The sequence below is a fragment of the Alphaproteobacteria bacterium genome (genome assembly GCA_040216735.1).
In the GTDB taxonomy this organism is placed as follows: Bacteria; Pseudomonadota; Alphaproteobacteria; order SHVP01; family SHVP01; genus CALJDF01.
Genome location: JAVJOO010000004.1, coordinates 539,584 through 564,776 on the forward strand (window position 1 = coordinate 539,584; position 25,193 = coordinate 564,776).

The 25,193-nt window shown below is 59.2% G+C and carries 24 protein-coding genes; 20 read left to right on the top strand and 4 right to left on the bottom strand.

Annotation, left to right across the window (positions count from 1 at the left end):
- Positions 1–7 precede the first annotated feature (7 nt).
- Positions 8–979, bottom strand: a complete 972-nt coding sequence (locus RID42_13005) for a class I SAM-dependent methyltransferase (GenBank protein MEQ8248587.1) — start codon at positions 977–979, stop codon at positions 8–10.
- A gap of 368 nt (positions 980–1,347) precedes the next feature.
- Between RID42_13005 and rpsB the strand changes: the two genes are divergently transcribed.
- From rpsB to lpxB, 15 genes are all read left to right on the top strand, one after another.
- Positions 1,348–2,130 (top strand): 30S ribosomal protein S2, encoded by a 783-nt coding sequence (gene rpsB, locus RID42_13010; GenBank protein MEQ8248588.1) that lies wholly within the window; start codon positions 1,348–1,350, stop codon positions 2,128–2,130.
- A 56-nt stretch (positions 2,131–2,186) separates the two neighbouring features.
- Positions 2,187–3,113 carry a translation elongation factor Ts gene (tsf, locus tag RID42_13015; protein ID MEQ8248589.1) on the top strand — a complete coding sequence of 309 codons (927 nt, stop codon included), beginning with the start codon at positions 2,187–2,189 and terminating at the stop codon, positions 3,111–3,113.
- Positions 3,114–3,259: 146 nt separating this feature from the next.
- A complete protein-coding gene (pyrH, locus tag RID42_13020; protein MEQ8248590.1) occupies positions 3,260–4,030 on the top strand; it encodes a UMP kinase in 771 nt (256 codons plus the stop codon).
- On the top strand, positions 4,011–4,568 hold the full coding sequence (frr, locus tag RID42_13025) for a ribosome recycling factor (GenBank protein MEQ8248591.1): 558 nt from the start codon (positions 4,011–4,013) through the stop codon (positions 4,566–4,568). The genes pyrH and frr overlap by 20 nt, the downstream gene beginning before the upstream one ends.
- Entirely contained in the window at positions 4,568–5,302 is a 735-nt protein-coding gene (locus RID42_13030; protein ID MEQ8248592.1) for an isoprenyl transferase, read from the top strand. The genes frr and RID42_13030 overlap by 1 nt, the downstream gene beginning before the upstream one ends.
- 15 nt (positions 5,303–5,317) lie before the next feature.
- Positions 5,318–6,109 carry a phosphatidate cytidylyltransferase gene (locus tag RID42_13035; protein MEQ8248593.1) on the top strand — a complete coding sequence of 264 codons (792 nt, stop codon included), beginning with the start codon at positions 5,318–5,320 and terminating at the stop codon, positions 6,107–6,109.
- Positions 6,100–7,293, top strand: a complete 1,194-nt coding sequence (locus RID42_13040) for a 1-deoxy-D-xylulose-5-phosphate reductoisomerase (protein MEQ8248594.1) — start codon at positions 6,100–6,102, stop codon at positions 7,291–7,293. The genes RID42_13035 and RID42_13040 overlap by 10 nt, the downstream gene beginning before the upstream one ends.
- Before the next feature lie 3 nt (positions 7,294–7,296).
- Positions 7,297–8,430, top strand: a complete 1,134-nt coding sequence (rseP, locus tag RID42_13045; GenBank protein MEQ8248595.1) for an RIP metalloprotease RseP — start codon at positions 7,297–7,299, stop codon at positions 8,428–8,430.
- A complete protein-coding gene (gene bamA, locus RID42_13050) occupies positions 8,414–10,714 on the top strand; it encodes an outer membrane protein assembly factor BamA (GenBank protein ID MEQ8248596.1) in 2,301 nt (766 codons plus the stop codon). The genes rseP and bamA overlap by 17 nt, the downstream gene beginning before the upstream one ends.
- Complete coding sequence (locus RID42_13055) at positions 10,714–11,307, top strand: OmpH family outer membrane protein (protein MEQ8248597.1); 594 nt, start codon at positions 10,714–10,716, stop codon at positions 11,305–11,307. The genes bamA and RID42_13055 overlap by 1 nt, the downstream gene beginning before the upstream one ends.
- A 2-nt stretch (positions 11,308–11,309) precedes the next feature.
- Entirely contained in the window at positions 11,310–12,341 is a 1,032-nt protein-coding gene (gene lpxD, locus RID42_13060; protein ID MEQ8248598.1) for a UDP-3-O-(3-hydroxymyristoyl)glucosamine N-acyltransferase, read from the top strand.
- On the top strand, positions 12,334–12,819 hold the full coding sequence (gene fabZ, locus RID42_13065) for a 3-hydroxyacyl-ACP dehydratase FabZ (GenBank protein MEQ8248599.1): 486 nt from the start codon (positions 12,334–12,336) through the stop codon (positions 12,817–12,819). The genes lpxD and fabZ overlap by 8 nt, the downstream gene beginning before the upstream one ends.
- Positions 12,816–13,616 (top strand): acyl-ACP--UDP-N-acetylglucosamine O-acyltransferase, encoded by an 801-nt coding sequence (lpxA, locus tag RID42_13070; protein MEQ8248600.1) that lies wholly within the window; start codon positions 12,816–12,818, stop codon positions 13,614–13,616. Before fabZ ends, lpxA begins: the two co-directional genes overlap by 4 nt.
- Positions 13,534–14,436: a UDP-2,3-diacylglucosamine diphosphatase LpxI gene (gene lpxI / locus RID42_13075; protein ID MEQ8248601.1), complete on the top strand. Its 903-nt coding sequence runs from the start codon at positions 13,534–13,536 to the stop codon at positions 14,434–14,436. Before lpxA ends, lpxI begins: the two co-directional genes overlap by 83 nt.
- Positions 14,433–15,593 (top strand): lipid-A-disaccharide synthase, encoded by a 1,161-nt coding sequence (gene lpxB / locus RID42_13080; protein ID MEQ8248602.1) that lies wholly within the window; start codon positions 14,433–14,435, stop codon positions 15,591–15,593. Before lpxI ends, lpxB begins: the two co-directional genes overlap by 4 nt.
- 207 nt (positions 15,594–15,800) lie before the next feature.
- Here lpxB and gltA read toward each other — a convergent pair whose 3' ends face one another.
- Together gltA and gltX are read right to left on the bottom strand one after the other, a co-directional pair.
- Complete coding sequence (gene gltA / locus RID42_13085) at positions 15,801–17,102, bottom strand: citrate synthase (GenBank protein MEQ8248603.1); 1,302 nt, start codon at positions 17,100–17,102, stop codon at positions 15,801–15,803.
- A 125-nt stretch (positions 17,103–17,227) separates the two neighbouring features.
- A complete protein-coding gene (gltX, locus tag RID42_13090; GenBank protein ID MEQ8248604.1) occupies positions 17,228–18,661 on the bottom strand; it encodes a glutamate--tRNA ligase in 1,434 nt (477 codons plus the stop codon).
- Positions 18,662–18,781: 120 nt separating this feature from the next.
- Here gltX and RID42_13095 point away from each other — a divergent pair, with 120 nt between their 5' ends.
- The 5 genes from RID42_13095 (at position 18,782) to RID42_13115 (ending at position 23,644) form a co-directional block, all read left to right on the top strand.
- The gene (locus RID42_13095) at positions 18,782–19,606 is read left to right on the top strand and encodes a hypothetical protein (GenBank protein ID MEQ8248605.1); all 825 of its coding nucleotides are present in this window, start codon (positions 18,782–18,784) and stop codon (positions 19,604–19,606) included.
- 240 nt (positions 19,607–19,846) lie between these two features.
- The gene (locus RID42_13100; protein MEQ8248606.1) at positions 19,847–20,161 is read left to right on the top strand and encodes a hypothetical protein; all 315 of its coding nucleotides are present in this window, start codon (positions 19,847–19,849) and stop codon (positions 20,159–20,161) included.
- Positions 20,162–20,342: 181 nt separating this feature from the next.
- Positions 20,343–20,654: a hypothetical protein gene (locus tag RID42_13105; GenBank protein MEQ8248607.1), complete on the top strand. Its 312-nt coding sequence runs from the start codon at positions 20,343–20,345 to the stop codon at positions 20,652–20,654.
- Between the two features lie 75 nt (positions 20,655–20,729).
- Entirely contained in the window at positions 20,730–22,814 is a 2,085-nt protein-coding gene (locus RID42_13110; protein MEQ8248608.1) for a ComEC/Rec2 family competence protein, read from the top strand.
- A 77-nt stretch (positions 22,815–22,891) separates the two neighbouring features.
- Positions 22,892–23,644 (top strand): hypothetical protein, encoded by a 753-nt coding sequence (locus RID42_13115; protein MEQ8248609.1) that lies wholly within the window; start codon positions 22,892–22,894, stop codon positions 23,642–23,644.
- A 26-nt stretch (positions 23,645–23,670) separates the two neighbouring features.
- Here RID42_13115 and RID42_13120 read toward each other — a convergent pair whose 3' ends face one another.
- Positions 23,671–24,822, bottom strand: a complete 1,152-nt coding sequence (locus tag RID42_13120; protein MEQ8248610.1) for a class I SAM-dependent methyltransferase — start codon at positions 24,820–24,822, stop codon at positions 23,671–23,673.
- Positions 24,823–25,193: the final 371 nt, after the last annotated feature.

Consider the following 25,193-nt stretch of genomic DNA (forward strand, 5'->3'; position numbering starts at 1 on the left):
CGCGCCTTCACTCGGGTTTCGTTCCGACAGTCACGTAGGGGTATTTGTTGCGTTCGTGGAAAGCTTTCTCGCGGATGTTTTCGAATCCGATCTTTGCCATTTCTTTGCCCCAATTTGAGGCGCAGGAAACACTGAAGTAGGGTTCCCCGTGATGTAGCGATTCCCAGTCCATAATGACCGATTGAAACAGGTCGACTTCCTTGAACGGCGGCGGGTCGACGATGAGAAGAGAACCGCCGGGCCGCAATATCCTGTACATCTCCTCAAGAACCCGCAGGGTCTCGGCCCGTGGCAACTCATGAAAAAAGGCAAAGCTGATCGCGGCATCCATGCTATTGGCCGCTTCCCCCGTGTCGTGGGCCAACCTCTGTTTGAACTGAATACCGGCACCTAATCGATTGCTGATTCGGTAACCATGGCGCAACTGCGTTTCCGACAAATCCGACCCGATCAACTCGGCATCGGGAAACACGTCGCGCGCGGCTAGCAAAGTGCCTCCGGTTCCACAACCGACTTCGTAGATGCGTGGGTACTCGCCCTTGGGCAATTGTCCGAATAGCTCTTGCCGGGAGAACCGCGTTTGTTGGCCGCTTTCAACCACGGCATACCCGCCGTAGCGAAAGACGTTCGGGCCAAACGCGTACTGAAACATTTCGCCGTAAAGATCGTAGCCATCCCAACCCCCTGGCTGGGTATGCCATTCGACGGGGTAGTACCTAGGTTTCGGCAGGTCGGGCAGGAGGTCGAGGGACGTTCGCCCGTCATTATCAGTATCGGCGGCGCGTACCGCCTCGATCTCCGAGCGGCATTCCTCAACCGCACAAATGCCCCGGATGAAGATCTCGTGGCCACCGACATACTGATAGAAGCGCTCAAAGCGGTAGGCATCCGAACGCTCGGCCACGCGGCTCGCGTCCCGGACCAGTTTCATCCACGCCCGGTAGGAAGCGTCGGGCATCGATTTCGCTCTGGTACTCATAGACCGGGCGTCGGCATCGCGCTCAAAATCGTCCCGCGCGCGGGCACGCAGCCCATCGGACGCAATTCCGCGCAAATGTCCTAAAAACTGCATCCCTGCGCGGCCGCGTTGTGAGAGGCGAACCTGAGGCTGTCCCATCCTGTCCTCCAGGGTTGTGGGGGTCGAAATCTACCATGGATTGGCCCACCAAACCCACTGTAGGCCTTGCCAAAGGTCCCTGAGAGGGCTATCTAGCGCGCTGTTACATTCAATCAAACCCCTCACGCAGGTTCGCGGTTCGAAGCGCCTTACATAGCTTCTTGCCGCTCCGGTGTTCGGCCAATCGGTCGGGCTCAAGACTTGCGGCGGACTAACCGGAGAAGAAATCGATGGCACTCCCGACCTTTACTATGCGTCAACTCCTAGAAGCTGGCGTCCATTTCGGGCATCAAACCCGGCGTTGGAACCCTAAAATGCAGCCGTATATCTTCGGCGAGCGCAACGGGGTCCACATCCTCGATCTCCAGCAGACCGTGCCGATGCTTTATGCGGCGATGCAAGCTGTGCGCGATGTTGCTGCGGGTGGTGGTCGCGTCCTGTTTGTGGGCACCAAACGGCAGGCCTCCGAGGCAATCCGGGACGCAGCGAAACGTTGCGGCCAGTACTACGTCGATCATCGGTGGCTGGGCGGCATGCTGACGAACTGGAAAACGATTTCAGTATCGATCAAACGCCTGCGCGAAATTGAAGCGCAGCTGAATGAGGGCGGCACCGGCCTAACCAAAAAGGAAACCCTGAGCCTACAGCGCCACCGCGACAAACTGGAGCGGGCTCTGGGTGGCATCAAGGATATGGGCGGCTTGCCCGACATGCTGGTTGTCATCGACACCAACAAGGAAGAAATCGCCGTCGGTGAGGCCGCCAAGCTGGGTATACCGGTGGCCGCAACGCTCGACAGCAATTGCGATCCGGCGAATATCGCCTATCCGGTGCCGGGCAACGACGATGCCCTGCGCGCAATCAATCTCTACTTGGAGCTGATTTCCGGTGCGATTTTGGACGGCATTCAGGTTGAAATGACCGCCCGCGGCGAAGACATCGGCGCCCTTGTCGAGGCCCCGATCGAAGAAGTCCTGGCTGCCGAGGCTCCCGCAGCGGGCACACCTGCGTAGGAAAAGATTGAGTGATTACTTAATCTTATAGAATAACCCTACCAGAGGAGATTAATATGGCTGAGATCACAGCAAAACTTGTCAAAGACCTGCGCGAACGAACCGGCGCCGGCATGATGGATTGCAAGAAAGCCCTGACCGAGTCGGACGGGGAAATCGAGGCTGCCGTCGATTGGTTGCGGACCAAGGGACTTGCCGCCGCCGCGAAAAAGGCCGGTCGCGTTGCAGCCGAAGGACTGGTCGGCGTGTCGACGTCGCAAAAGGTCGGCGCCATTGTCGAACTCAACGCCGAAACGGATTTCGTCGCCCGCAACGAAGCCTTCCAACAACTGGTTACGACTGTTGCAGGGGTTGCCCTGGAAAACAGCGGAGAGCTCGCAACGGTGATGGCAGCGCCATTTCCCGATGCCGGCCGCAATGTGGGCGACCACATCACCCATCTCATCGCGACCATCGGCGAGAACATGACCCTACGCCGGACCCAGGCAATCAAGGTCGAAAACGGGGTCGTGAGCAGTTATGTCCACAATGCGCTAGCCCCTGGACTGGGTCGGATCGGCGTAATCGTCGGCCTGGAGTCCGGCGGCGATGCCGCAAAACTTGACGAAGTCGGCAAACAAATAGCCATGCACATCGCAGCAACGGCACCGCTGGCCCTGTCTCGCGACGACCTGGACCCTAGTTTCGTCGAGAAGGAGCGCAACGTCCTTATCGAACAAGCGCGCGAATCGGGTAAACCGGACAACATTATTGAAAAGATGATCGAGGGGCGGCTGCGCAAGTACTTCGAAGAGGTTTGCCTCCTCGATCAAGTCTTCGTCATTGACGGTGAAACCCGAGTTTCGAAGGTTCTGGAAGCGGCGGGCAAAGACTGCGGTGGCCCCGTCACCTTGACTGGTTTCGTTCGCTTTCAGCTAGGCGAGGGTATCGAAAAGGAAGCCAGCGACTTTGCGGCCGAGGTCGCGGCCACGGCCGCACGCTGAACAGGCAAAAAGCAGTGTTCGCAGCCCTTTACCGTGTGTCTTGAGGTTTCTCCGCTACTAGATTTGGTGTATCCTTAGCCGCTAGGCGGTGTCGTCGGGTTCTCCGGCGCCCCGCTGGTCCCCCTTGCCCTGATGCGGTGCCACCCATGAACCTTGCGCCCAAGTACCGCCGTGTCCTCCTAAAGATCTCTGGCGAAGCGCTCATGGGCGATCAGCAGTTCGGGATCGACTGGAAGACGGTGCATCGCATCGCCGAAGAGGTTGAGGCGGTGCGAAAAATGGAGGTCCAGGTTTGCCTCGTCATCGGCGCCGGCAACATCTTTCGTGGCGCCGCCGCCGCCAAAGAAGGGATGGAGCGGGCGGGCGCCGATTATATGGGCATGCTGGCGACCGTGATTAACGCGCTAGCAATGCAGCACGCTCTGGAGGATCGCGGGGTTCCGACACGCGTCATGTCGGCCATTCCGATGCAATCAGTGTGCGAACCATATATCCGGCGCAAGGGAATTAGGCACCTGGAACTCGGCAGAGTCGTGATCTTTGCCGCAGGCACCGGCAACCCATATTTCACAACCGACACCGCAGCCGCCTTACGCGCTGCGGAGATGGGTTGCGACGCTCTCCTAAAGGGCACGCAAGTCGATGGTGTCTACACGGCAGACCCCCGACTGGACGAAACGGCTGAGCGCTACGAGTCGCTTTCGTACCTCGAAGTCCTCGCCAAGGACCTTAAGGTTATGGATGCCGCAGCGATTACATTGGCGCGCGATAGCGACATCCCAATCTTGGTGCTCAATATCCATGAACCGGGTGCTTTCGCTTCGGTCGTTGGCGGAGAGGGAGAAAGCACGATGATCTGGAGCGGCGCCAAGTCGGCCATCATTTCAGGAGGAAAAAATGTCCGAACCAGATACTGAAGACTGGGAGCGCCGGATGCACGGCGCTATCGATGTATTAAAGCAAGAGTTTGGCGGCCTGCGCACCGGTCGCGCGTCCGCTTCCCTTCTCGAACCGGTGAAAGTCGATGCCTACGGCGCTGAAATGCCGCTTAACCAAGTCGGGACTATCAGCGTTCCGGAACCCCGGATGGTAACTGTACAGGTCTGGGATAAGTCGATGGTGAGTTCGGTCGAAAAAGCCATACGAAACGCCGGGTTAGGCCTGAACCCGGCGGCGGACGGGCAACTGGTTCGCGTTCCCATCCCCGAATTGACCGCAGAACGCCGCCAAGAAATGGCCAAGATTGCCGGCAAATATGCCGAGCAAGCGCGCATATCGGTCCGCAACGTTCGGCGGCATAGCATGGACGAGCTTAAGCGTATGGAAAAAGAGGGCGACCTGTCGGAAGACGATCACAAGGTTTACGCCGACGAAGTACAGACCATCACCGACAAAACAATCGGCGAAATCGACGAATTGTTCGCCAACAAACAATCCGAAATCACCCAGGTCTGATGGCCGTTGCGCCCGCATATGAAGAGCCGGCCCATCCGCCGACCCATGTCGCGATCATCATGGACGGCAACGGGCGCTGGGCGAAAGCCCGGGGTTTGCCGAGATTCGCCGGCCATGAACGCGGGGCAGAGGCAGTCCGGGAAGCCGTTGAGGGCGCCGGCAACCTCGGAATTCGCTATCTGACTCTCTATGCGTTCTCTTCGGAGAATTGGAAACGGCCTGAGCGGGAGGTCAACGATCTCATGGGCCTCCTTAGGGTCTATGTGAAGCGTGAACTAGCCGATTTGCACCGGAATAACGTGCGTCTGCGGTTTATCGGCGACCACACCGTGCTTCCGCAAGATATCCAGCACCTGATCGAAGGCGCCGAAGAACAGACCCGCGAAAACGGCGGGCTCAACCTCGTGATCGCACTCAACTATGGCGGCCACCATGAGATCGTCAACGCATGCCGCGCCCTAGCCAGGGATGCATCGGGGGGGCGAATCGCAATTGAGGATATCGACGAAGCTGCGTTTGTCGACCGACTGGACACCAAGGGCATCCCCGACCCGGACCTGTTGATCCGAACCAGCGGCGAAAAGCGTTTGAGCAATTTTTTGCTTTGGCAGTTGGCCTACAGCGAACTGATGTTTGTCGACACGCTGTGGCCCGACTTCACCAAAGAACACCTCGCACTCGCGGTCGCGGATTACCAACAACGTGAACGCCGCTACGGCGCAACGACGGCCTAGACGCGCATGACAAACATGCGTTTGAGAATAGCGTCCGCGCTCGTGCTGGCTCCCGTCGCGCTCGCAGCGGTTTACGCCGGAGGCTGGTCGACGGTCGCTCTGGTGGCGCTGGCCGGCATCCTTGCGGCCAACGAATGGGACCGATTGCGCGGTGGACCCGGGCTACAAGGATCGATCGGTATCCTCCACGCCACCTCGATTCTGACCGCGGCGATTTTTGCGGGACTTGGGTTTTATCAAGCCGCTCTCATCAGTATGGCTGGCGGTATGTTAGTCATCGGCTGTTTTGCCATTTGGCGAAAACAGCCGGCAATCTGGTCCCTCATTGGGGTTCTCTATCTGTCCTTGCCGATCATCGCGCTCATCTGGATGCGCGGCGCGCAAACCGGTGTCGAAATGTTGATCTGGTTGCTGCTTGTCGTTTGGGCGACCGACATTGCGGCCCTATTTACCGGCAAGACCTTCGGCGGTCCGCGGCTTTGGCCTAGTGTCAGTCCAAAGAAGACATGGTCTGGAGCTACCGGCGGGCTCTTGGCAGCTGCTGCGGTTGGAGCCATCACTGCAGCTTTGCGCGAAAAGGCAACGCTCGGCATCATGATCCCCCTCAGCGTTGGACTTTCGGCGATATCCCAAGCCGGTGACCTCGCTGAATCTGCCGTCAAGCGCTACTACGGGGTGAAAGATACAGGTACCCTCATTCCCGGACACGGCGGAATACTCGACCGAATCGACGGGTTACTTCTCGCGTTGCCCGCTGCGGCGGTTATTGCCATCTTGAACGAAGGAAGCGCGCTGATATGGCCTTAGCCGAACCGAAAGCGGTGTTGGCACCCAAGCGTGTAACGATCCTCGGTTCGACCGGCTCGGTGGGGTGTAGCACCCTCGACCTCGTTGCGCGAAACCCCGATGCCTTCCAGATCGAGGCCCTGACGGCCCACCGCGACGTCGCATCCTTGGCCGCACAGGCCCGTCGTTTCCACCCCGCGATGGTCGCGATCGCCGATTCAGCCTGTTACGAGGCACTCAAGGACGCGTTATACGACACTTCCATTGAGGTCGGCGCCGGACCGAACGCCATCGTCGAGGCGGCATCGCGTCCTGTCGATTGGATCATGGCAGCCATTGTCGGCGCCGCAGGACTAGTGCCAACCCTGGCAGCGGCCCGGCAAGGTGGCGTGCTCGCAATTGCGAACAAAGAGTGCCTCGTCACCGCGGGACCATTGTTCATGGCGGAGGCGGCCCGCCACGGCACAACCGTGCTGCCCGTCGATTCTGAGCACAATGCAATCTTCCAAGTCCTCGACCTCGAACACCGCAATGCCGTCGAGAAGATCATCCTGACCGCGTCTGGCGGCCCGTTCCGCGAAACCCCCTTGGATCGCCTCGCGGACGTAACGCCAGAACAGGCTTTGAATCACCCAAACTGGGATATGGGATCGAAGATCTCGATCGATTCGGCGACGATGATGAACAAAGGCCTTGAATTAATCGAGGCCCATTACCTCTTCGAGATGGACGAACCCAACATTGACGTCCTGGTTCATCCACAATCGATCGTCCATAGCATGGTCGCCTATCGGGACGGATCTGTCCTCGCCCAGTTAGGAACCCCAGACATGCGGACTCCAATTGCCTACACGCTAGCGTGGCCGGAACGAATGGAAACGCCATCGGCGCGCCTTGACCTCGCCCAGATCGGTGCGCTGACCTTCGAGGCCCCCGACGACACGCGGTTTCCGGCCCTCCGCTTGGCCCGCCAAGCGTTGAGAGCGGGCCATGGCGCTACCACCGTCCTCAACGCAGCGAACGAAGTTGCTGTCGCCGCCTTCTTGGCTGGCAAAACCGGGTTTCTAGATATTGTCGCGACTGTTGAAGCGACGCTCGACGCCGTGCGTTCAGGTGATACCGTTTCGCTAGCCGATGTTATGGCTTTGGATGCCCAGGCACGACGGTTAGCCGACAACTTCGTCGCATCGAATGGTAGTAACTAGAGTATGGATTTTCTTGCCGAAGCCGCGCTCAGGATACTGCCATTTCTGGCCGTCATTACCATTGTCGTCTTCTTTCACGAACTCGGCCACTTCCTAGTCGCACGATGGAACGGCATTCGCGTCGACGTTTTCTCGATCGGCTTCGGCGGCGAGGTTTTTGGTTGGCACGACAAACACGGAACGCGGTGGCGGATCAGTTGGGTTCCGCTTGGCGGTTACGTCAAATTCTTTGGGGATGCCGGCGCGACCAGCGCGCAGGGCGAAGGTCTCGAAGAAATGAGCTCGGCCGACCGCGCCGTCAGCTTCCACCACAAAAGGCTCTGGCAACGTGCGACAGTCGTCGTTGCCGGCCCGGTCGCCAATTTCATTCTTGCCATCGTGATTTTTGCAATCATGTTTGCGACGGTCGGTCAACGAATCAGCGACCCACTCGTCATTGAGGTGATGAGCGGCGGCGCCGCGGAAGCGGCGGGCTTCCGTGCCGGCGACCTCATCGTCACTATCGACGGCAAACCGATCTCACGGTTTCAGGAACTGCAGTCGTATGTCCAACCCCGACCAGGTCAAACGATTCAAGTAGGCGTCGAGCGAGACGGCAGGTCGATCGACCTGATCGTTACGCCGACACCTGCTGAACGTGAAGCGTTTGGGAGCACCCAAACCATTGGTTTGATTGGCATCACCGGTCCGGGCGGCCAGTTCGAACGGCAGAGCCCCACCGATTCCGTCTGGCTTGGCGTCGCGGCCACATACGGCGTTGTCGAAACCACGTTGGTATACTTGGCCGATGTGGTCACAGGAAACGCCAGTTCGGATCAGCTATCGGGTCCTATAGGGATAGCGGTCGTTACGTCCGAAGTCGCCCGCGTCAGCGTTGTGGGATTGATCAATCTGGCAGCGGTGATATCCGTCGCCCTAGGCCTGTTCAATCTGTTTCCCATCCCGTTGCTAGACGGCGGACACCTTTTGTTCTATGCGGCCGAGGCGCTGCGCGGCAAACCTCTGAGCGAGCGCGCCCAGGAATACGGCATGCGATTTGGTATGCTCGTCGTCATCGCCATCTTCGTTCTCGCAACGTTTAACGACCTTAAGTACCGTCTCGACTTTTTTGGGTTCGTCAGTGGATTGCTCAGTTAGACACCACGTCCAGAGTTTCGCCAAAGCGGTCGTCCGTGCCGTTTTGCCCGCCGTATTTGTGGCGGCAACTCTCATCAATCCGGCGATTGCACAAATTGTCGATCGAATCGACGTAGTCGGGAACCAGCGCGTCGAAGACGCGACGGTTACGTCGTACATCCCGATCGCGCCCGGAACCTTCGTGTCCGACGGCGACATCGACCGCGCTTTGAAGGCCCTCTTTGCGACCGGCCTGTTTTCAGATGTTACGGTGCGACGTGAAGGTGCGAGTTTGGTTGTCAATGTGATTGAGAATCCAGTGATCAACCGGTTGGCATTCGAGGGCAACCGAAAAATTCGAACCGAAGTCCTCGAGGCCGAAGTCCAACTTCGCCCTCGCATCGTGTTTACCCGGGCGCGGGTACAGAGCGATGTGCAGCGCATTCTCCAGGTCTATCGCCGCAGCGGACGCTTTGCGGCAACCGTCGAACCGAAAGTCATTCAACTCGAGCAAAACCGGGTTGACCTCGTATTCGAGGTCAACGAAGGGCCCGTAACCAATATCCAGCGCATCAACTTCATCGGAAACCAGGTCTTCTCTGACCGCAAACTTCGCGGGGTCGTTGCGACGAAGGAAACTCGTTTCTATCGCTTCCTGACATCGAACGACACCTACGACCCCGACCGCATTACCTTCGACCGTGAGCTGTTGCGTCGGTTCTATCTCAGCGAAGGATATGCCGACTTCCGAGTTGTTTCCGTCAATGCCGACCTCTCTCCCGACCGTGAAGGCTTCTATGTCACCGTCGCAATGGAGGAGGGAGCGAGGTTTCGTATCGGCGACATCTCGGTCGACTCGACCGTACGCGACCTCACGTCTGAACAGTTGGCTGGCGTCGTCGAGATGGAGTCAGGCGAGATCTACAATGCCGACAAAATCGAAATCGCGGTCGAGGACCTCAGCTTTAGCGTCGGACAGCTCGGATATGCCTTCGTCGATATTCGCCCGCGTCTGAATATCGATCGAGAGAAAAACATCATCGACGTGACCTTCGAAATGAACGAAGGCCCGCGGGTTTACGTCGAGAGGGTCAACATCACAGGCAACGTCCGGACCCTCGACAAAGTCATCCGGCGCCAATTCCGTCTCGCGGAAGGGGACGCCTTCGACACCGCCAAGTTACGTGCCTCGCGCCGAAACGTTCGCGCGTTGGGATTCTTCCGTGATGTACAGATCACGCAAGAACCCGGCAGTTCCCCCGACCGGTCGGTCATTAACGTCGACGTGCAAGAACAATCGACGGGAGAACTCAGCTTCGGGTTAGGCTTTTCAACAACCGACGGTCCGCTGGGCGACATATCCATCCGGGAACGCAACTTGCTCGGCAAAGGACAAGACTTGCGGGCGGGTTTCTCTCTGTCCGGACGCACCCAGGAAATCGACCTATCGTTTACCGAACCAGCTTTCTTGGAGCGCAACATCGCCGCTGGGTTCGATATCTTTCGGCAAACAACCGACCTGCAGAGCGAGAGTTCCTACGACGCAAAGGAACTCGGCTTTGCCCTTCGTGCCGGGTACCCGCTCACGGACGCTCTTCGGCAGCGCTTCACCTACACCCTGCGCCAAGACACAATCGAAAACGTCGCTTCTGACGTTTCCTCGTTTATCGCCCTCCAAGCAGGAACCGAAGTGACATCGTCAGTCGCCCACGCTTTGACCTACGACAAACGCGATGACGTGATCGACCCCACCGAAGGCTACCGCGTTGTTGTCGAGCAAACTCTCGCGGGCTTTGGCGGCAGCAAGCGCTATTTCAAGAACACCATCGATTATCAAACCTACTACCCAATACGAGACGACATCGTGGGCTCGCTGGGAATCAATCAAGGTTTTATCGTTGGAATCGGCAAGGATGTCGGGATCGGCGATCGCTTTTTTCTGGGTGGAAACAATTTCCGCGGGTTTGGTCCCGCTGGGATTGGACCGCGTGACAAGACATCCGGTGACGCTCTCGGGGGTAACATATTCTACGTCGGTACCGCGGAGGTCCGCTTCCCGATTGGGCTCCCGCCCGAACTCGGCGTCAGCGGAATTGTATTCTCCCAAGCAGGTAGTCTTGCCCAAATCGACGATCCGCCTGCGGCACCACTTTTTGACGTCGGTTCGGTGCGGGCGTCGGCCGGCATCGGATTCGCCTGGAAATCCCCATTCGGACCCTTTCGAATTGACTATGCAAAGGCGCTACGACAAGAAACGTTGGACCGAACTCAGAACATCTTTTTCAGCTTTGGCACGAGATTCTAATGGCACACCCTGCAAGAACATTTAACTCCAAGTATTGGCCTCTCGTGTTGGCCGCCATGTGCCTGACATTGTTGGTCCAGACCTCTACAGCATTCGCCCAGCAGAACCCGACCGAGGCTCCCAAGTTCGGTTTCGTTAACCTCGTCCGCGTTGCGCAAGAGGCAAATGCCGCTGTAACCGCAGGCAAAAGAATCGAGGCCTACGGGAAGAACGTGGAGCAACGGTTTCGGACCCGTGAAGAAGCGCTTCGCGAGGAAGATCAGGCCCTGGGGCGGCGGCGTTCGATTTTGGCGCCCGACGCGTTTCGGGAAGAAGACCGCAAGTTCAGAGAGAAAGTTGACCTCGCTCAGAGGGAGTTCCAAGAAATCAGACGTCAGGTGCAGCAAGCCACCTTCGAGGCACAACAAATCATCGACGAAAGGATGACGACAATCATCAGCGAGGTCGCCGCCGAACGGAAAATCAACTTTGTGTTCAACCAAACGCAAGTCACCTTCGTCAATCCTCTTGCTCAGTTCGATCTCACCGACGAAGTCGTTCGCCGAATGAATGCGACGCTACCGGAAGTTCCGGTCAACTTGCCAAAGGAGTAGGGATGGCGGATCCGCGGTTTTTTGATCGCCAGGGTCCCTTTACGCTCGGTGACATCGTTTCGGTCGCGGGGGCGTCGCTACCGTCGGAAATCGACCCCGATCGATCTTTCGACGATGTGGCGCCGCTCATCGGAGCCAATGCAAAGAAAGTAAGTTTTCTTGATAACCCCAAATACATCGGGGCGTTCAAGGAAACCCGAGCTGGTGCCTGTTTCGTTAGTCCCCAAAATGCATCACACGCACCTGACGGAACGGTCGTTCTGGTCACGGAATCACCCTATCGCGCCTTTGCTCTAGCAGCCCGAATGTTCTATCCGCTAAGTGCAACGCTGGAGACAGAGGCGGATGGTAGGGCGATTCATTCCACCGCTCGACTTGGAAAAGGCTGCGTCGTTGGACACGGTGTCGTCATAGAAGCCCACGTCGAGATTGGCGACGGAACTCGGATCGGCCCCAACACCTTTGTCAAACGCGGCGTCGTGATCGGGCGCGACTGTATCCTTCACGACTCGGTCACCGTGAGTCATGCAATCGTCGGGAACCGAGTCGAGATTCACGCGGGCGCCAAGATCGGTCAAGACGGGTTTGGCTTCGCACCCGATCCGCCTGGATACATCACCGTTCCACAACTGGGCCGTGTCCTTATCGGCAACGACGTCAGCATCGGCGCCAACACGACAATCGATCGCGGCGCCGGTCCGGATACGAAGATCGGCGACAACTGTCGCATTGATAATCTGGTTCAGATCGCGCACAACGTCGAACTCGGGCGCGGCTGTGTGTTGGCAGCACAAGTCGGCATATCGGGAAGTACCAAAATCGGCGACTATGTCGTGATGGGGGGGCAAGTCGGATTGGCGGGTCACCTGACCGTGGCGTCGGGCGTCGTGTTGGCCGGGAAATCCGGCGTCACACACGATCTGAAAGAACCTGGGACATACGGTGGATTTCCTGCCGTACCTGTGCGCGAATGGCGCAAGCAAGTCGCGCTTCTGCGCCGGTTGGCAAAAAAGAGGGATGGGAATGATGGCTGACGACATCTCGATGGAAACGACCGAAACTGCCGACATCCTACGAATCGTCGAAATGATTCCGCATCGCTACCCGATGCTGATGATTGATCGCGTGGTCGACATGATCCGCGACCGCTCCGCGACCGGCATCAAAAACGTATCGATTAACGAACCTCAGTTCCGTGGCCACTTCCCCAATCACCCCGTCATGCCTGGTGTGATGATTGTCGAATCAATGGCGCAGACAGCGGCAGTCCTAGTGGTTCACACCCTCGGCCCCGATGCGGAAGGAAAGCTAGTCTATTTCATGTCGATCGACGGGGCGCGTTTTAGGCGACCGGTCGTCCCAGGGGATACCATGAACGTACATGTTACCAAGGTGCGCAATCGTGGTCCGGTGTGGAAATTTCAGGCCGTCGCGAAGGTGGAGGGCCGCGTCGTCGCCGAAGCAGAGTTCGCTGCAATGATCCGTGAAGACGATGGGGGCTCGCTCGCGTGACGACGGTGCACCCGACGGCGATCGTTTCTCCCGGTGCGGAAATCGACGCCACCGCAAAGATCGGTCCGTATTGCGTCGTTGGCGAGAAGGTAAAGATCGCCGAAGGGGTACAGCTTAGGAGTCACGTTGTCGTCGACGGTGCCACCGAGATTGGACCGCACGCGACGATCTTCCCGTTCGCGTCGATCGGTTTGCAGCCTCAGGATCTTAAATACGAAGGCGAGAATTCTCGCTTGGTGATCGGTGCCAACGCTGTGATTCGAGAGCATGCCACCCTCAATACCGGCACTAAAGGGGGGGGTATGCTTACCCAGGTTGGCGACAACTGTTTGATTATGGTCGGCGCTCACGTCGCGCATGATTGCAAGGTCGGCAACAACGTGATCCTCGCGAACAACGCGACGCTTGCTGGACACGTAGAAGTGGGGGACTACGCCATTCTTGGCGGCCTTAGCGCCGTGCATCAGTTCGTTAGAATCGGTCGGCACGCCATGGTGGGTGGCATGACCGGCGTAGAAAACGATGTCATTCCCTATGGGTCGGTCACCGGCAATCGCGCGCACCTGTCTGGACTGAATATCATCGGTCTAAAACGCCGCGGTTTCAGCCGCGAGGCGATCCACGATCTGCGTCATGCCTACCGTGTCCTTTTCGCGCCCGATGGAACCTTGCAGGATCGCCTGTCCGAGGTCGAACGGACCTATGCTGGAAACGATGTTGTCATGGAGATCGTCGCCTTCGTCCAATCCGATTCGTCCCGGGCGATCTGCCAACCGCAGGCAGAGCGTGCCGCCTAAAGTCGGGCTATTAGCCGGGACTGGAAACCTCCCGCGCCGCCTTGTCGATGCCTGTGAGATGCAGAAGCGCGACGTTTTCGTCGTCACCTTCGAAGGCGACAACCACAACGATGAACTCAACGACGTTGCGGGCGCCTGTGTTCATCTCGGTCAAGTCGGAACGGTCTTTCGTCTCCTGAAAGAAAACGGATGCGAAGAAGTCGCGATGGCGGGTCGGTTCCGGCGCCCCGCGTATAACCAACTCAAGCTAGACCTCCGAGCCACGCGTCTATTGCCGAAACTCCTCCGAGCAAAGGGCGACGATGCGCTGCTCCGTGTTCTAACCGGGGCGCTGGAGCACGAAGGATTTAAGGTTGTCGGCGCCGAGTCTTTGTTGCCGACGCTTCAAATCGGCCCTGGGAACCTCGGCAGCAAAAGTCCCCAGCAGGAAGACCAAGCCGACATCGCTCTGGGGTCGGAAATTATTCGCCTTCTCGGGCCCTACGATGTCGGTCAGGCAGTGGTCGTTCGGCGCGGTCGGGTTCTGGGTGTCGAAGGACCGGAGGGCACCGATGCGCTTCTTGAACGATGTGCCACCTTTGACAGTGTCACTGGCGGTACACTGGTCAAGATGCGCAAGCCAGGTCAGGACGAGCGCGTCGACCTTCCCTCGATCGGACCGGAAACCATTCGCCGTGCCGCCGCCGCGCGACTCGCCGGCGTCGCTATTGAGGCGCACGCCACATTGGTTCTCGATCAGGAAGAAGTCCGTGCCCAGGCCGACCGGTTCGGCATATTCGTCGTCGGCTTTGTCGAGGCGACCACGTCGGATCGTCAATGACTTCGCCACTAAAGGTGATGTTGGTCGCAGGCGAACCATCCGGCGACGTTTTGGGCGCAGCACTCATGCGTGCCCTCCGGCGCAGAACAAGCGACGTCGTCTTCGTCGGAATTGGCGGATCGAAAATGGCAGTCGAAGGGTTGAACAGTATTGTCCCGATACAAGACCTTTCCGTCATGGGCCTTGTTGAGGTGCTGCCTCGAACCTTTCTACTACTTCGACATATTCGCCAGACCGCCGCATTTGCACGCCGAGAACGACCGGATGTACTCGTAACGATCGATGCGCCGGGTTTTAACTTCCGTCTGGCCAAACGCCTCGGCGACACGCAAATCCCACGTGTCCATTACGTAGCACCGTCGGTTTGGGCATGGCGGCCACAACGCGCAAAGAAGATCGCTCAGTTGTTCGATCACCTTCTCGCACTACTACCGTTCGAGCCGCCCTACTTCGAAGCGGAGGGTTTGGACACAACGTTCGTCGGGCATCCCGCCTTAGAACAGGTCCGCCGTTACGACTCTGAGGATTTCCGAGCCCGTCACGGGGTCGCCACAACGGCTCCCATCCTCTTGGTCCTGCCGGGTAGCCGACGAAGCGAAACGAATCGGCTCCTGCCGGTATATTCAGAAACCGTGCGGCAGCTTTGTGCCGTGGATCCAACCCTCAGGATCGTGGTGCCGACAGTCGACGGCGTCGAGCAGGCTGTCCGATCGAGTGTTCAAACGTGGCCGGGAAAACCCATCGTTGTAACCACGGAGGCCGACAAGACGTCGGCCTTTGCTGCAGCGACTGCCGCTTTAGCGGCGTCTGGAACGATTTCACTTGAGTTGGCCTTGGCCAGGGTACCCACCGTGGTCGCTTACGACGTTAACCCCATCACGGCATTTATCGCTAAACGACTGGTCAAGACGCAGTATGTCTCTCTCGTCAATATCGTGATGTCCCGAGAAATTGTTCCCGAGTACTTGCTCGGCAAATGCCGGTCCGCGCTCTTGATCCCGGCGGTCACCCGCCTATTGCAGAATCCCGACGCGCGCGCAGATCAGGTGGCAGGGTTTGACGAAGCCATCAAAGCGCTGGGTACCGGGCAAGATGCGCCCAGCGATACGGCGGCGCAGATTGTCCTCAAGCTTGCTGACCGGCAGACCGCACCCTAAGCAAACTGCCGTCAGTTATTGACAATCGACCAAATCAGAGCCCCGAGGGCCCCAGCGGCCGCACTTCGCACGACGTAACGTTTTGCCCGCCACATGACGGAAGGGACGTTGTCGTTCGCCGGACGTAGCAGGACGCGCCGCCGCGTCAGAGGCCGCAAGACCCGGCGGGGTCGCGCACCGCCAACGGAGGCATCTGCACGCAGAACCCTAGCCACGCTTGTTGACCGGAACGTAACTGCGTTGCTCGGGACCGGTGTACAACTGCCGCGGTCGCCCGATTTTCTGGCTGGGGTCTTCGACCATTTCCGACCAATGGGCAATCCATCCAACTGTACGAGCCAGCGCGAACAGCACTGTGAACATGCTGGTCGGAAATCCCATGGCCCTAAGGATAATCCCCGAATAGAAATCGACGTTGGGGAATAGTTTTCTCTCGACGAAATACTCGTCTTCTAGGGCGATCCGTTCTAGTTCCATTGCGAGCTTAAGCAAAGGCTCGTCTTGAGCGCCGAGCGCCTCGAGAACCTGATGCGCCGAATCCTTCAGCGCTGCCGCCCGAGGGTCGTAATTCTTGTAGACGCGGTGCCCAAAACCCATGAGGCGGAACGGATCGTTCTTGTCTTTAGCGCGCTCAAGAAACTCAGGGATACGGGCAACCGAGCCGATTTCGTTCAACATGTTCAGAACGGCTTCGTTGGCACCGCCATGGGCCGGGCCCCACAAACTGGCGATACCAGCGGCAATACACGCGAAGGGGTTGGCTCCAGACGATCCGGCAAGCCGGACGGTCGACGTCGAGGCGTTTTGCTCATGGTCGGCGTGCAGAATAAAGATGCGCGCCATGGCCTTGGTGAAAATCTCGCTCTGTTGAAAATCTTCGCCAGGGACCGAAAACATCATGTGGAGGAAGTTCGAAACGTAGTCTAGGTCGTTCCGCGGATAGATGAACGGTTGCCCGACCGAATATTTGTAGGCCATCGCTGCGATCGTCGGAATCTTGGCGATCATTCGGTGGGCCGAAATCCGCCGATGTTCCGGGTTCTCGATGTCGAGGCTGTCATGATAGAAAGCCGACAGAGCGCCGACTACACCGCAGACGACAGCCATCGGGTGGGCGTCCCGCCGAAATCCACGGAAGAAGTAGCTCAGTTGCTCGTGGACCATCGTGTGATAGGTGATGGTCCGTTCGAATTCCTCTTTCGCGCGGCGGTCGGGAAGCTCCCCGTACAGCAGCAAATAGCAGGTTTCCAAATAGTCGGCAGTTTCAGCAAGCTGCTCGATCGAATAGCCGCGATAGAGCAACACGCCCTCGTCGCCGTCGATATAGGTAATCTTCGATTCGCAACTCGCCGTCGACGTAAAGCCGGGGTCATACGTGAACCTACCCGTCGCGCCGTAAAGCTTGCGAATATCGAGGACATCTGGCCCGATCGAGCCATGCATGACCGGTAAGTCTACTTCGAATCCAGCGCCAGTAAGTTTGGCTGCTTCGGTTTTGTCCTCCGCCATGCTCTTCCTTTTTTGTTAGTTCCTGAGACGCCGTGGCGCCGAGCGCGCGGATTATACACGTGCGCCCAATTTGTCGATAGTGCGAGGGCGTCCTGTAACTTACTGATAAAGAACGAAAAAATGATTCATTCTTGAGTGCCCGCGTGAGGGGTATTGCGGTTCCTTACCGTTTCGATCCTCAGCAACGATTCCGCCCGGCCTAGAACACGCATAACATCGAAGACCCCCGGCGAGACCGTCCGTCCAGTCAAGGCGGCACGGAGCGGTTGCGCGATCTGTCCGAGCTTTACTCCTTCAGCACTCGCAAACTCCCTTAGGTTCGCCTCAAGGGTTGGTGCGTCCCACAGTGTCACATTGGCCAAGTAACGACCGAGTCGCTCCAAGATCACGAGGGCTTCGGCGGTCAGGAGTTTTTGGGCTTTTTCGTCTGGCGCAGGACCGCCGTCAACAAAATAAAACCCTGCATTATCAGCTAACTCTACAAGTGTTTTAGCGCGTTGCTTTAGGTCTGGAAGAGCTTCCTTCAGACGTTCATTCTCTTCATCGTTCAGGCTGCGGCCAAGCGTTTGCAGGAGAAACGGCGAGACCAGTTTCGCCAACCGATCATCGTTGGATTCCCGGATGTAGTGGCCGTTCAGGTTATCGAGTTTCGCTAGGTCGAGGCGGGAGGGCGATTTCCCTATCGCGCCCAAGTCGAACCACGCGATCGCCTGTGCGGTGTCGATTATTTCGTCGTCCCCGTGCCCCCAACCGAGCCGTAGCAAGTAGTTTCGCATGGTCTCCGGCAGATAACCCATGTCACGGTAAGCCTCGACCCCTAGAGCACCGTGACGTTTGGACAGCTTGGCGCCGTCCGGACCGTGGATTAGCGGGATGTGGGCATAGACGGGTGGGGCCCAACCGAGCGCCTTGATTACGTTGATTTGGCGGAAAGCGTTGTTGAGGTGTTCGTCACCGCGAATGACGTGAGTAACACCCATGTCGTGGTCGTCGACCACAACGGCAAGCATATACGTCGGCGTACCGTCGGACCGCAGCAGCACGATGTCGTCCAGAGCATCGTTCTCTACCGACACGACGCCCTGCACCTTGTCATCAATCGTTGTGGTCCCCGATAACGGTGCCCGGAATCGAATCACGGGCTCTATACCTTTTGGCGCATCTGCCGGGTCTTTGTCCCGCCACCGGCCATCGTAGAGTCGTGTCGTTCCCTGCGCGCGCGCGGCTTCACGCATTTCCGTGAGCTCCTCAGGCGTCGCATAACACCGATAAGCGTGGCCTTTCTCAAGAAGTTCATGTGCAACTTGCACGTGTCGCTGAACGTTGGAAAACTGGCTGACAGCCTCTCCGTCCCAATCCAACTCAAGCCACTTGAGACTTGAAAAGATCGCCGTAACGGCGGCGTCCGTGGAGCGTGCCCGGTCCGTATCCTCAATGCGCAGGGCAAACTTGCCGCCGCTATGGCGGGCAAAAAGCCAATTGAACAGCGCGGTTCGCGCACCGCCAATGTGAAGATAACCGGTCGGAGAGGGGGCAAAACGGGTGACGATTTCACTCATCGCAAACCCCGCTGAAGTCCAGGCTGACGTCTTGACCCATTGTCATTCCATAGCGCATATCGAGGAGGCAGTGATGGCACAGCCTGATTGCGAAGCAAACCCCCGTCGGTAAGGAAACCCATGGACCGTTTTGGTTTGGTAACTTTTGCATGCCTCGTACTCGTGGCTCCGGCGTTTGCTTCTTCCGAAGCGCCGGGCGGTGTGGACCCTTTCTTCGGGAACTTCAAAGAACTCAAGGGGCCGATCCACGTACGGGCCAGACCGGGATGGAGGTCGACTTGCCTTCTCGAGCAAACCGTTGAAACGGTTGAAGACCTTGCGGCCAAACAATTTGTCACGTTTGACACCGTGGTTGAAGGGACGCCCGACGCAGCGGTCATTATTCAAACCGTGAAGGGACACGAAGATACCCTCGAATCGCCTGCGCTATTTGGGTACCAACATCGCATAACCCTGGATCCGTCAGGGGTGCCGGTTGCGACCGAGGCGCGCGCGATCGAAGGGTTCCCGATCTCCAACCGAGACCTTCGTCAGGCCGCCCTGGATGGAAAGGTCGACATCCGCGACTCAATCTTCTCGGGTCGTACGTTTGTTCTGGGCGACCTTATCAATCACCGATCGGAGGAGACGTTTCGCTTCCTGAAACCTATCCTGCCTCGGAATCTTTCGATGGATACGATGGTCGATCACAGCGATAGCAGCCAGCTCGTTGGTCTGATCGAGTCGGACCAAGGGCGGCCGACGCTTCTCTTTCGCCTAGATACCGACACGACCAACGTACGACGTTCCAGTGCCACTAATTCAGTGCTGCGCGGGCACCTGCTTCTCGATATCGAGAGTGGTCTCATAGCTGGAGAAAAATGGTCCGCGCGAATCGATCGGACATCGGAAAAACCGTTCGAAATTGTCACAAAAGTCGAGTGTTTCGTTGGCTCCGTGAACTAGGCGCCCACGCGTGACAATCGGATTGAGACTGTTCTAGAGTGCTTATGCCTCGACATTGACCGGGGCAGGTGCGGGTTTGCGAAAAGCGCGAGCAGGCTGTCCTCGGCGGCAAGCTAAAGGTACGGTCGCACCGGTATTGGGGACAACCGTTGAAGGACACGCTGTGAGCAACATGGCTGCCAGGATGCCCGGTATTGACGTGGTAGGGGCAACCGCTTTGAACAAAGGGGCGTAACAGCAGTGGCGCGTAAAGTTATCTATCCTCCGGGGACGGGCCCCTTAGGCGCTAACAAGAAAAAGCGGCCAGCCTTCAACGCGCTCGGCTCCCGTACCTTCGAGGTGATCGTGTACAACCAACGCGTGCGCGAGGCGGTCGAGCGCGGCGAACACCACGCTCAATACGATGATCAGTGGTCCGAGAACCGCTACGTCGAAGTTGAGGCCGAGACGCCCGAGATCGCTCGCCGCAAGATTTCCACGCGCTACCCGAAACACCATGGATTCGTCATTGTCGATGTGATCGATACGATTTCGAAGTTCGACGAAGAGATGTAGGCTCAGGCGCGGAGACCGTTCGAGTCGGTCCGCCCCGCCGTGCCCTCTAAGCAACCTCAGCGTCTGCCCTAGGCAAGCGCCCAGTCTGTATTTTGTCGTCGACCCACGGTACCAATCCATCGAAAACCGCTTTGCTCTGTGCATAGGCGAGGGGAGACCCTAGAGAGCACAGGAGCGACCGATGACCACAACCCGCAGAACCTTTTTGGCTGGCCTGATCTGTGCCGGCGCACTCGCCGCTACCGCCGGACCCGCTATCGCGCGCGATATTTGGGTCGAGGGCAAATACCGCCGCGACGGTGCTTACGTCCCGGGTCACTACAGGAACGGCCGCGACACCAACCCCATCGACGACACCAAACCGTTTGCTATTCCCCGCGACGAGCGGAGCCGAGGCGGCGTGTTTGGCGGGTCCGACAGCTTTGGCGGCGACACGTTGTTTGGCCGGGGCAACAAAGGCGGCAATCCTCGGGGACGCCGGCTTGGCGATTAGCCCAGGTCGGACGCGTCTGACCGTCGACTAACCCGCGCGGGAACCCGCGCACGCTCGACCTGGATCGGAGCATAGATGGTTCAGGCTCGGGCGGCCGAGGCGGAGGGTCGGGTCCAAAGGCCACCCACCGAGCAGATAGTCCTTTGGACACCCGTCGCGATTGCCTGCGGGATCGGGCTCTACTTTTTGTTGCCCCATGAACCGCCATGGCCAGCAACCTTGGCAGCGCTTACCGTCGCGGCGATGGGTGCGGCGGTAGCGCGCCATCACAGACTTTTGCGCCACGTGGGCATCCTTTGCCTGGCTGCCGCCATCGGGTTTTGCGCCGCGGACATGAGAGTTGCCGCGGTCGATGCGCCGGTTATCGCCAAGCGAACCGGCTCCATTCACCTCGACGGGGTGGTCGTAGCCGTCGAAGACCGGGGAAAGGGTGGCCGCCTAACGCTCGCCTCCCTCGCCTCCGACCAAATCGCGCCCGCGGAGATGCCCGATCGCGTTCGCATCACGCTGCGCTCGGGCGCGCTTCCCTCACCCGGCACTCGGATCCGCGTCCGCGCCATTCTGATGCCGCCGCCGTCGCCCGCCGCATACGACGCCTTCGATTTTGCCCGACAGGCATGGTTCCAACGGATGGGCGCGGTAGGTTTTGCGCTGGGCCCGGTCGAGACGATTGGTGGGGACCGCGCGGGGGCCAGTATTCGCCTAGCCGCCTTACGCACTACGATGTCGGTGCGCATTCGAGTCCTATTGCCTGGCGCCAGTGGCGGCATCGCCGCAGCCCTTATGACCGGCGATCGCGCGGCAATCGACGCCGTTGACATGACGGCCCTGCGCGATTCAGGGCTGGCCCACCTGTTGGCGATATCCGGTCTTCACATCGGATTGGTCGCCGGCTTGGTGTTCTTTGCGATCCGGTTCGCACTTGCGGCGGTCCCGCCCGTCGCTTTGCGGTGGCCCATCAAGAAGTGGGCTGCGGCCGCCGCACTCCTGGCGGCGTTCGGTTACCTATGGCTGACCGGGGCGACGGTACCAACCCAGCGCGCCTTCGTCATGACTGGCATCGTTCTTGGGGCAGTCATTGTCGAGCGGCGCGCAGTGTCGATGCGGCTGGTCGCCATCGCCGCGACGATCGTCTTGCTAATTCGACCGGAGAGCTTGCTTGGGGCGAGCTTCCAAATGTCCTTCGCCGCCGTCGTTGCCCTGATCGCCGCCTACGAGTCGGTGGCGCCGACGTTCGGTCGGTGGCGACAACGAGCCGGGTGGCTCGACCGAGGACTGCTCTACTTTGCGGGCGTATCCTTCACCACGCTCATCGCAGGTTTCGCGACGATGCCGTTCGCGGCGTTTCACTTCAACCAGATTGCGCTCTACGGCCTGGTTGCCAACGCGGTCGCGGTGCCCCTGACGGCACTATGGGTCATGCCCGCCGCGCTCGTCGCCTATTGTTTGATGCCTTTTGGGTTTGAAGTTCTGGCGTTGGTGCCGATGGGTTGGGGGATCGACATGGTGCGCTGGATCGCCCACACCGTCGCCGGATGGCCGGGGGCGACCGTACCTATCCCATCGGGTCCCGTTTGGGGACTTGTGGCGATGGTCTTTGGCGGTTTGTGGCTTTGCCTGACTAGCGGCCGGCGGCGATTCCTCGGTGCGGCGGTTATTGCCGCGGGCGCGTTGGCGCCGGTCACGTCGAAACCGCCCTTGGTGATCGCGGACGCACAGGGGCGCTACGTCGCAGTGCGCTTGGGAAAGGACTACGCGATCTCGCCGACGGCACGGTCGTTTACGGCAAAGGTTTGGCTGCGCCGCGCCGGGCGGCGGACGGCGATACGATGGCCAAAACCGGGCGAAACGAGTGCCGATGGCCGTCTCAGCTGTATGGAGAACGGGTGCCTCTTCGATACCGGTGTCGGTATCGTGTTGATCAGCGACGATGCGGACGCCATCGCCGCCCATTGTGACCGCGTCCTCATCGTGGTCAGCCGCGAACCGGTGCGCCAGCGGTGTGCGGCGACGGTCATCGACCGCTTCGACGTGTGGCGTCACGGCGCCCATGCCCTATGGATCGAAGGTGGACGACCCGTCATCCGTACTGCCCACGAAGTCCGCGGCAGTCGGCCCTGGGTCGACACCACGCCGCGTCAACGCCCCCCAAGATCGTGATCCGCTGCACATAGGGCGCCCATCCTTACGCCAACTACCCGTGGTATAATGCGGAGTTCACAGGACTAGGAGTTCATTTGAGGCTGTCACGCATTTCCACCGCCTGCGCTGCCGCGACGATCGCGCTTGGAGCCGCGCCGGTAACAGGAGCCGACTTCGACGCGCCAACATTCCGTGGAACCGTTGCCCCCATCGCCACGCCGTTCCAGGTCGTCGTGCGTCCGGGGTGGCGGGCCCTATGCCGGGCCCGTACGGGCGACTCCGAGATCGTCATCGAGAAGGTGACCGTCGATACCAACGGAACGGTTCTAAACGCGCAAATTAGCCACACGCCACCGTCGATCAACAGCGTCCAAGCCTATGCGGTAACGTTGTTCTTCGGCGAGACCGGGCAACCGGCCGATTTCCAAGTCGAGGAAGTTGCCGGCCATCCGATCAACGACGACGATTACGTCGCGCTCCGCGACGCCGCGGCGTCGATGGTGCCCGAAGCCGAATTCGCCGGAAAAATGTCGGACGACATCCCACAACAGCGGCGCAACGCACGGTCTGAAGACGGGACGGGACAAGTCGAGGTCGACGCGACGATCATGGTTGAAGGTCTCGAGACCGTGGGCGCGGACACCTACGTGATCGTCCGCCGCGAAGGGCACATGTCGGGCTCGCTCGGCGGGCAGGAAGTGACCATCCTTTTCGCCGGGTACACCCGGCTGCACCGCGCAAGCGGCTTGATCGCCGAACAGGTCCTCGAGACCGAACTGCGCGCGCAGGGCACCAACCCGGTCCGCGACCTGCGTCACCTGATCTGCGCAATCGAACCGAGCGGCTAACGAGCCTTTCCTCCTTATCGTCGCCGCTACTTCTGGGCGTAGGTGATGTGCTGCAGGTTGCCGACGGCGCGGTGGCCGACCGGATCGCGCAGGGCATCGATGTCGAGTTCCTTGACGCTCTTCTTGGGAAATCCGGCCGCAGCAGCGAGCTTGCCGTGGTCGAGATCCATCAGCTTCGCGATAAACGGCTCGGCGTTGTAGTGCGTGTTCCAATCCATCGAGGTCTGGTCGACGACGTCGCCCATGAAGCGTCCCGGCGGGATGTCCTGGTGGACCATGATGCCGCCCGGCGCGAGCAGGCGATGGGCCTCGCGAAAAATCGCCGGCATCGCCTTTGACGAGGTTTCGTGGAACATCAGGTGCGAGACCACGAGGTCGAAATGACCGTCCGGGAAATTCGTGGCCTCAGCATTTTGTTGGCTGTAGTGGACAGGCTTGCCGAGCGCCTCGGCGCGGGCATGGGCGTAGCGCAGCACCGGCGCACCGACGTCGATCGCATGGACTTCGGCACCGGGGTAGGCGTCCACGTAGGGCAGGGTAGAGTGACCGACGGTGCAGCCCATATCGAGGATCCGCTTGGGCGCAAATTTCGGGTGCTGCTGTTTGAGCCAGTGGATGATCGAGCGCCCCGCTGAGTCGTTCAACCCACCGCCAGCGTGCACGAAGAACATCCAAATCACGTCGTCGTAAAGCGCGCCCGCAAACACGTCGTCCTCGGTGAGATCGGTGTGGTAGCCGCCCGGCTGAATATGGATATCGACCGCCGTGTGGTAGCGCGGGATCTTCAAATTGGGGTCGAGCATGAGCGAGCCCACCTTGGCGTTGATATCGCGGTAGCGCTTGGCCTTGGCGATCAAGGCGTCGAGATGTTTCTCGATCTTCTCGCCGTAGGTGTCCCACATGATTTCCTGATTGATGCGCCGGAGCGAGCTGCCCATCTGCCAATAGGGATCGCGCTGAACGACCTTGGCCACTTCAGTCCGTTTGACCGGGTCGCGGCCATGGGTCTTGCGGAACGGTGCGGCGTATTTCGCGTCCCACACCTTGCGGGTCCCGGGCCATAGGTCGGCGAGCAGGTAATAGCGCATGGCGTGGGTGTATTCCTGGCGCGCCGCTTCGTCGGCGGCGGGCCGCGCGATCATGTCGTGGATGGTTTGCTGGGGGCGGGTATCGGTCATGGCGTTATCCTCCAAGAAGGGCGAGCCGCCGAAGGGCCATCGCCCAGTGTTCGTGCGACGAGTATAGCGCGCGGTGGGCCGCGGCGGGATGGGGTTTCGTAGCGGCGGGACCGGTTCCGCCGAAACAAAGCCAACTCCCGCGGTTTTCCTCGTTTTCGGATACGGACACCCTTTCTCCCGGTTGCGGGGGGAAGAACGGGGGTTTTGCCGCGTTGTGCCCAACCTGGTTCCGCCGAAACAAAGCCAACGTCCGCGGTTTTCCTGGGATGACCTGTGTGGGCCGGTGCGTTTTTTTCCGGACGAGCCAAAACAGTTCATGTGTTTCAGTACCTTGGGTTTCTTGAACGCCGAACGAGGTCAAACAACCGTGC

Excerpts from the sequence above, each read along its gene's own strand:
- RID42_13110 (MEQ8248608.1), top strand. The coding sequence starts at position 20,730 with ATGGTTCAGGCTCGGGCGGCCGAGGCGGAGGGTCGGGTCCAAAGGCCA.
- lpxI (MEQ8248601.1), top strand. The coding sequence starts at position 13,534 with ATGTTGTCATGGAGATCGTCGCCTTCGTCCAATCCGATTCGTCCCGGG.
- RID42_13105 (MEQ8248607.1), top strand. The coding sequence starts at position 20,343 with ATGACCACAACCCGCAGAACCTTTTTGGCTGGCCTGATCTGTGCCGGC.
- lpxB (MEQ8248602.1), top strand. The coding sequence starts at position 14,433 with ATGACTTCGCCACTAAAGGTGATGTTGGTCGCAGGCGAACCATCCGGC.
- RID42_13030 (MEQ8248592.1), top strand. The coding sequence starts at position 4,568 with ATGGCCGTTGCGCCCGCATATGAAGAGCCGGCCCATCCGCCGACCCAT.
- rpsB (MEQ8248588.1), top strand. The coding sequence starts at position 1,348 with ATGGCACTCCCGACCTTTACTATGCGTCAACTCCTAGAAGCTGGCGTC.
- fabZ (MEQ8248599.1), top strand. The coding sequence starts at position 12,334 with ATGGCTGACGACATCTCGATGGAAACGACCGAAACTGCCGACATCCTA.
- RID42_13035 (MEQ8248593.1), top strand. The coding sequence starts at position 5,318 with ATGCGTTTGAGAATAGCGTCCGCGCTCGTGCTGGCTCCCGTCGCGCTC.
- frr (MEQ8248591.1), top strand. The coding sequence starts at position 4,011 with ATGTCCGAACCAGATACTGAAGACTGGGAGCGCCGGATGCACGGCGCT.
- gltA (MEQ8248603.1), bottom strand. The coding sequence starts at position 17,102 with ATGGCGGAGGACAAAACCGAAGCAGCCAAACTTACTGGCGCTGGATTC.
- RID42_13055 (MEQ8248597.1), top strand. The coding sequence starts at position 10,714 with ATGGCACACCCTGCAAGAACATTTAACTCCAAGTATTGGCCTCTCGTG.
- RID42_13040 (MEQ8248594.1), top strand. The coding sequence starts at position 6,100 with ATGGCCTTAGCCGAACCGAAAGCGGTGTTGGCACCCAAGCGTGTAACG.
- gltX (MEQ8248604.1), bottom strand. The coding sequence starts at position 18,661 with ATGAGTGAAATCGTCACCCGTTTTGCCCCCTCTCCGACCGGTTATCTT.
- pyrH (MEQ8248590.1), top strand. The coding sequence starts at position 3,260 with ATGAACCTTGCGCCCAAGTACCGCCGTGTCCTCCTAAAGATCTCTGGC.
- RID42_13095 (MEQ8248605.1), top strand. The coding sequence starts at position 18,782 with ATGGACCGTTTTGGTTTGGTAACTTTTGCATGCCTCGTACTCGTGGCT.
- RID42_13120 (MEQ8248610.1), bottom strand. The coding sequence starts at position 24,822 with ATGACCGATACCCGCCCCCAGCAAACCATCCACGACATGATCGCGCGG.
- rseP (MEQ8248595.1), top strand. The coding sequence starts at position 7,297 with ATGGATTTTCTTGCCGAAGCCGCGCTCAGGATACTGCCATTTCTGGCC.
- tsf (MEQ8248589.1), top strand. The coding sequence starts at position 2,187 with ATGGCTGAGATCACAGCAAAACTTGTCAAAGACCTGCGCGAACGAACC.
- RID42_13005 (MEQ8248587.1), bottom strand. The coding sequence starts at position 979 with ATGAGTACCAGAGCGAAATCGATGCCCGACGCTTCCTACCGGGCGTGG.
- lpxD (MEQ8248598.1), top strand. The coding sequence starts at position 11,310 with ATGGCGGATCCGCGGTTTTTTGATCGCCAGGGTCCCTTTACGCTCGGT.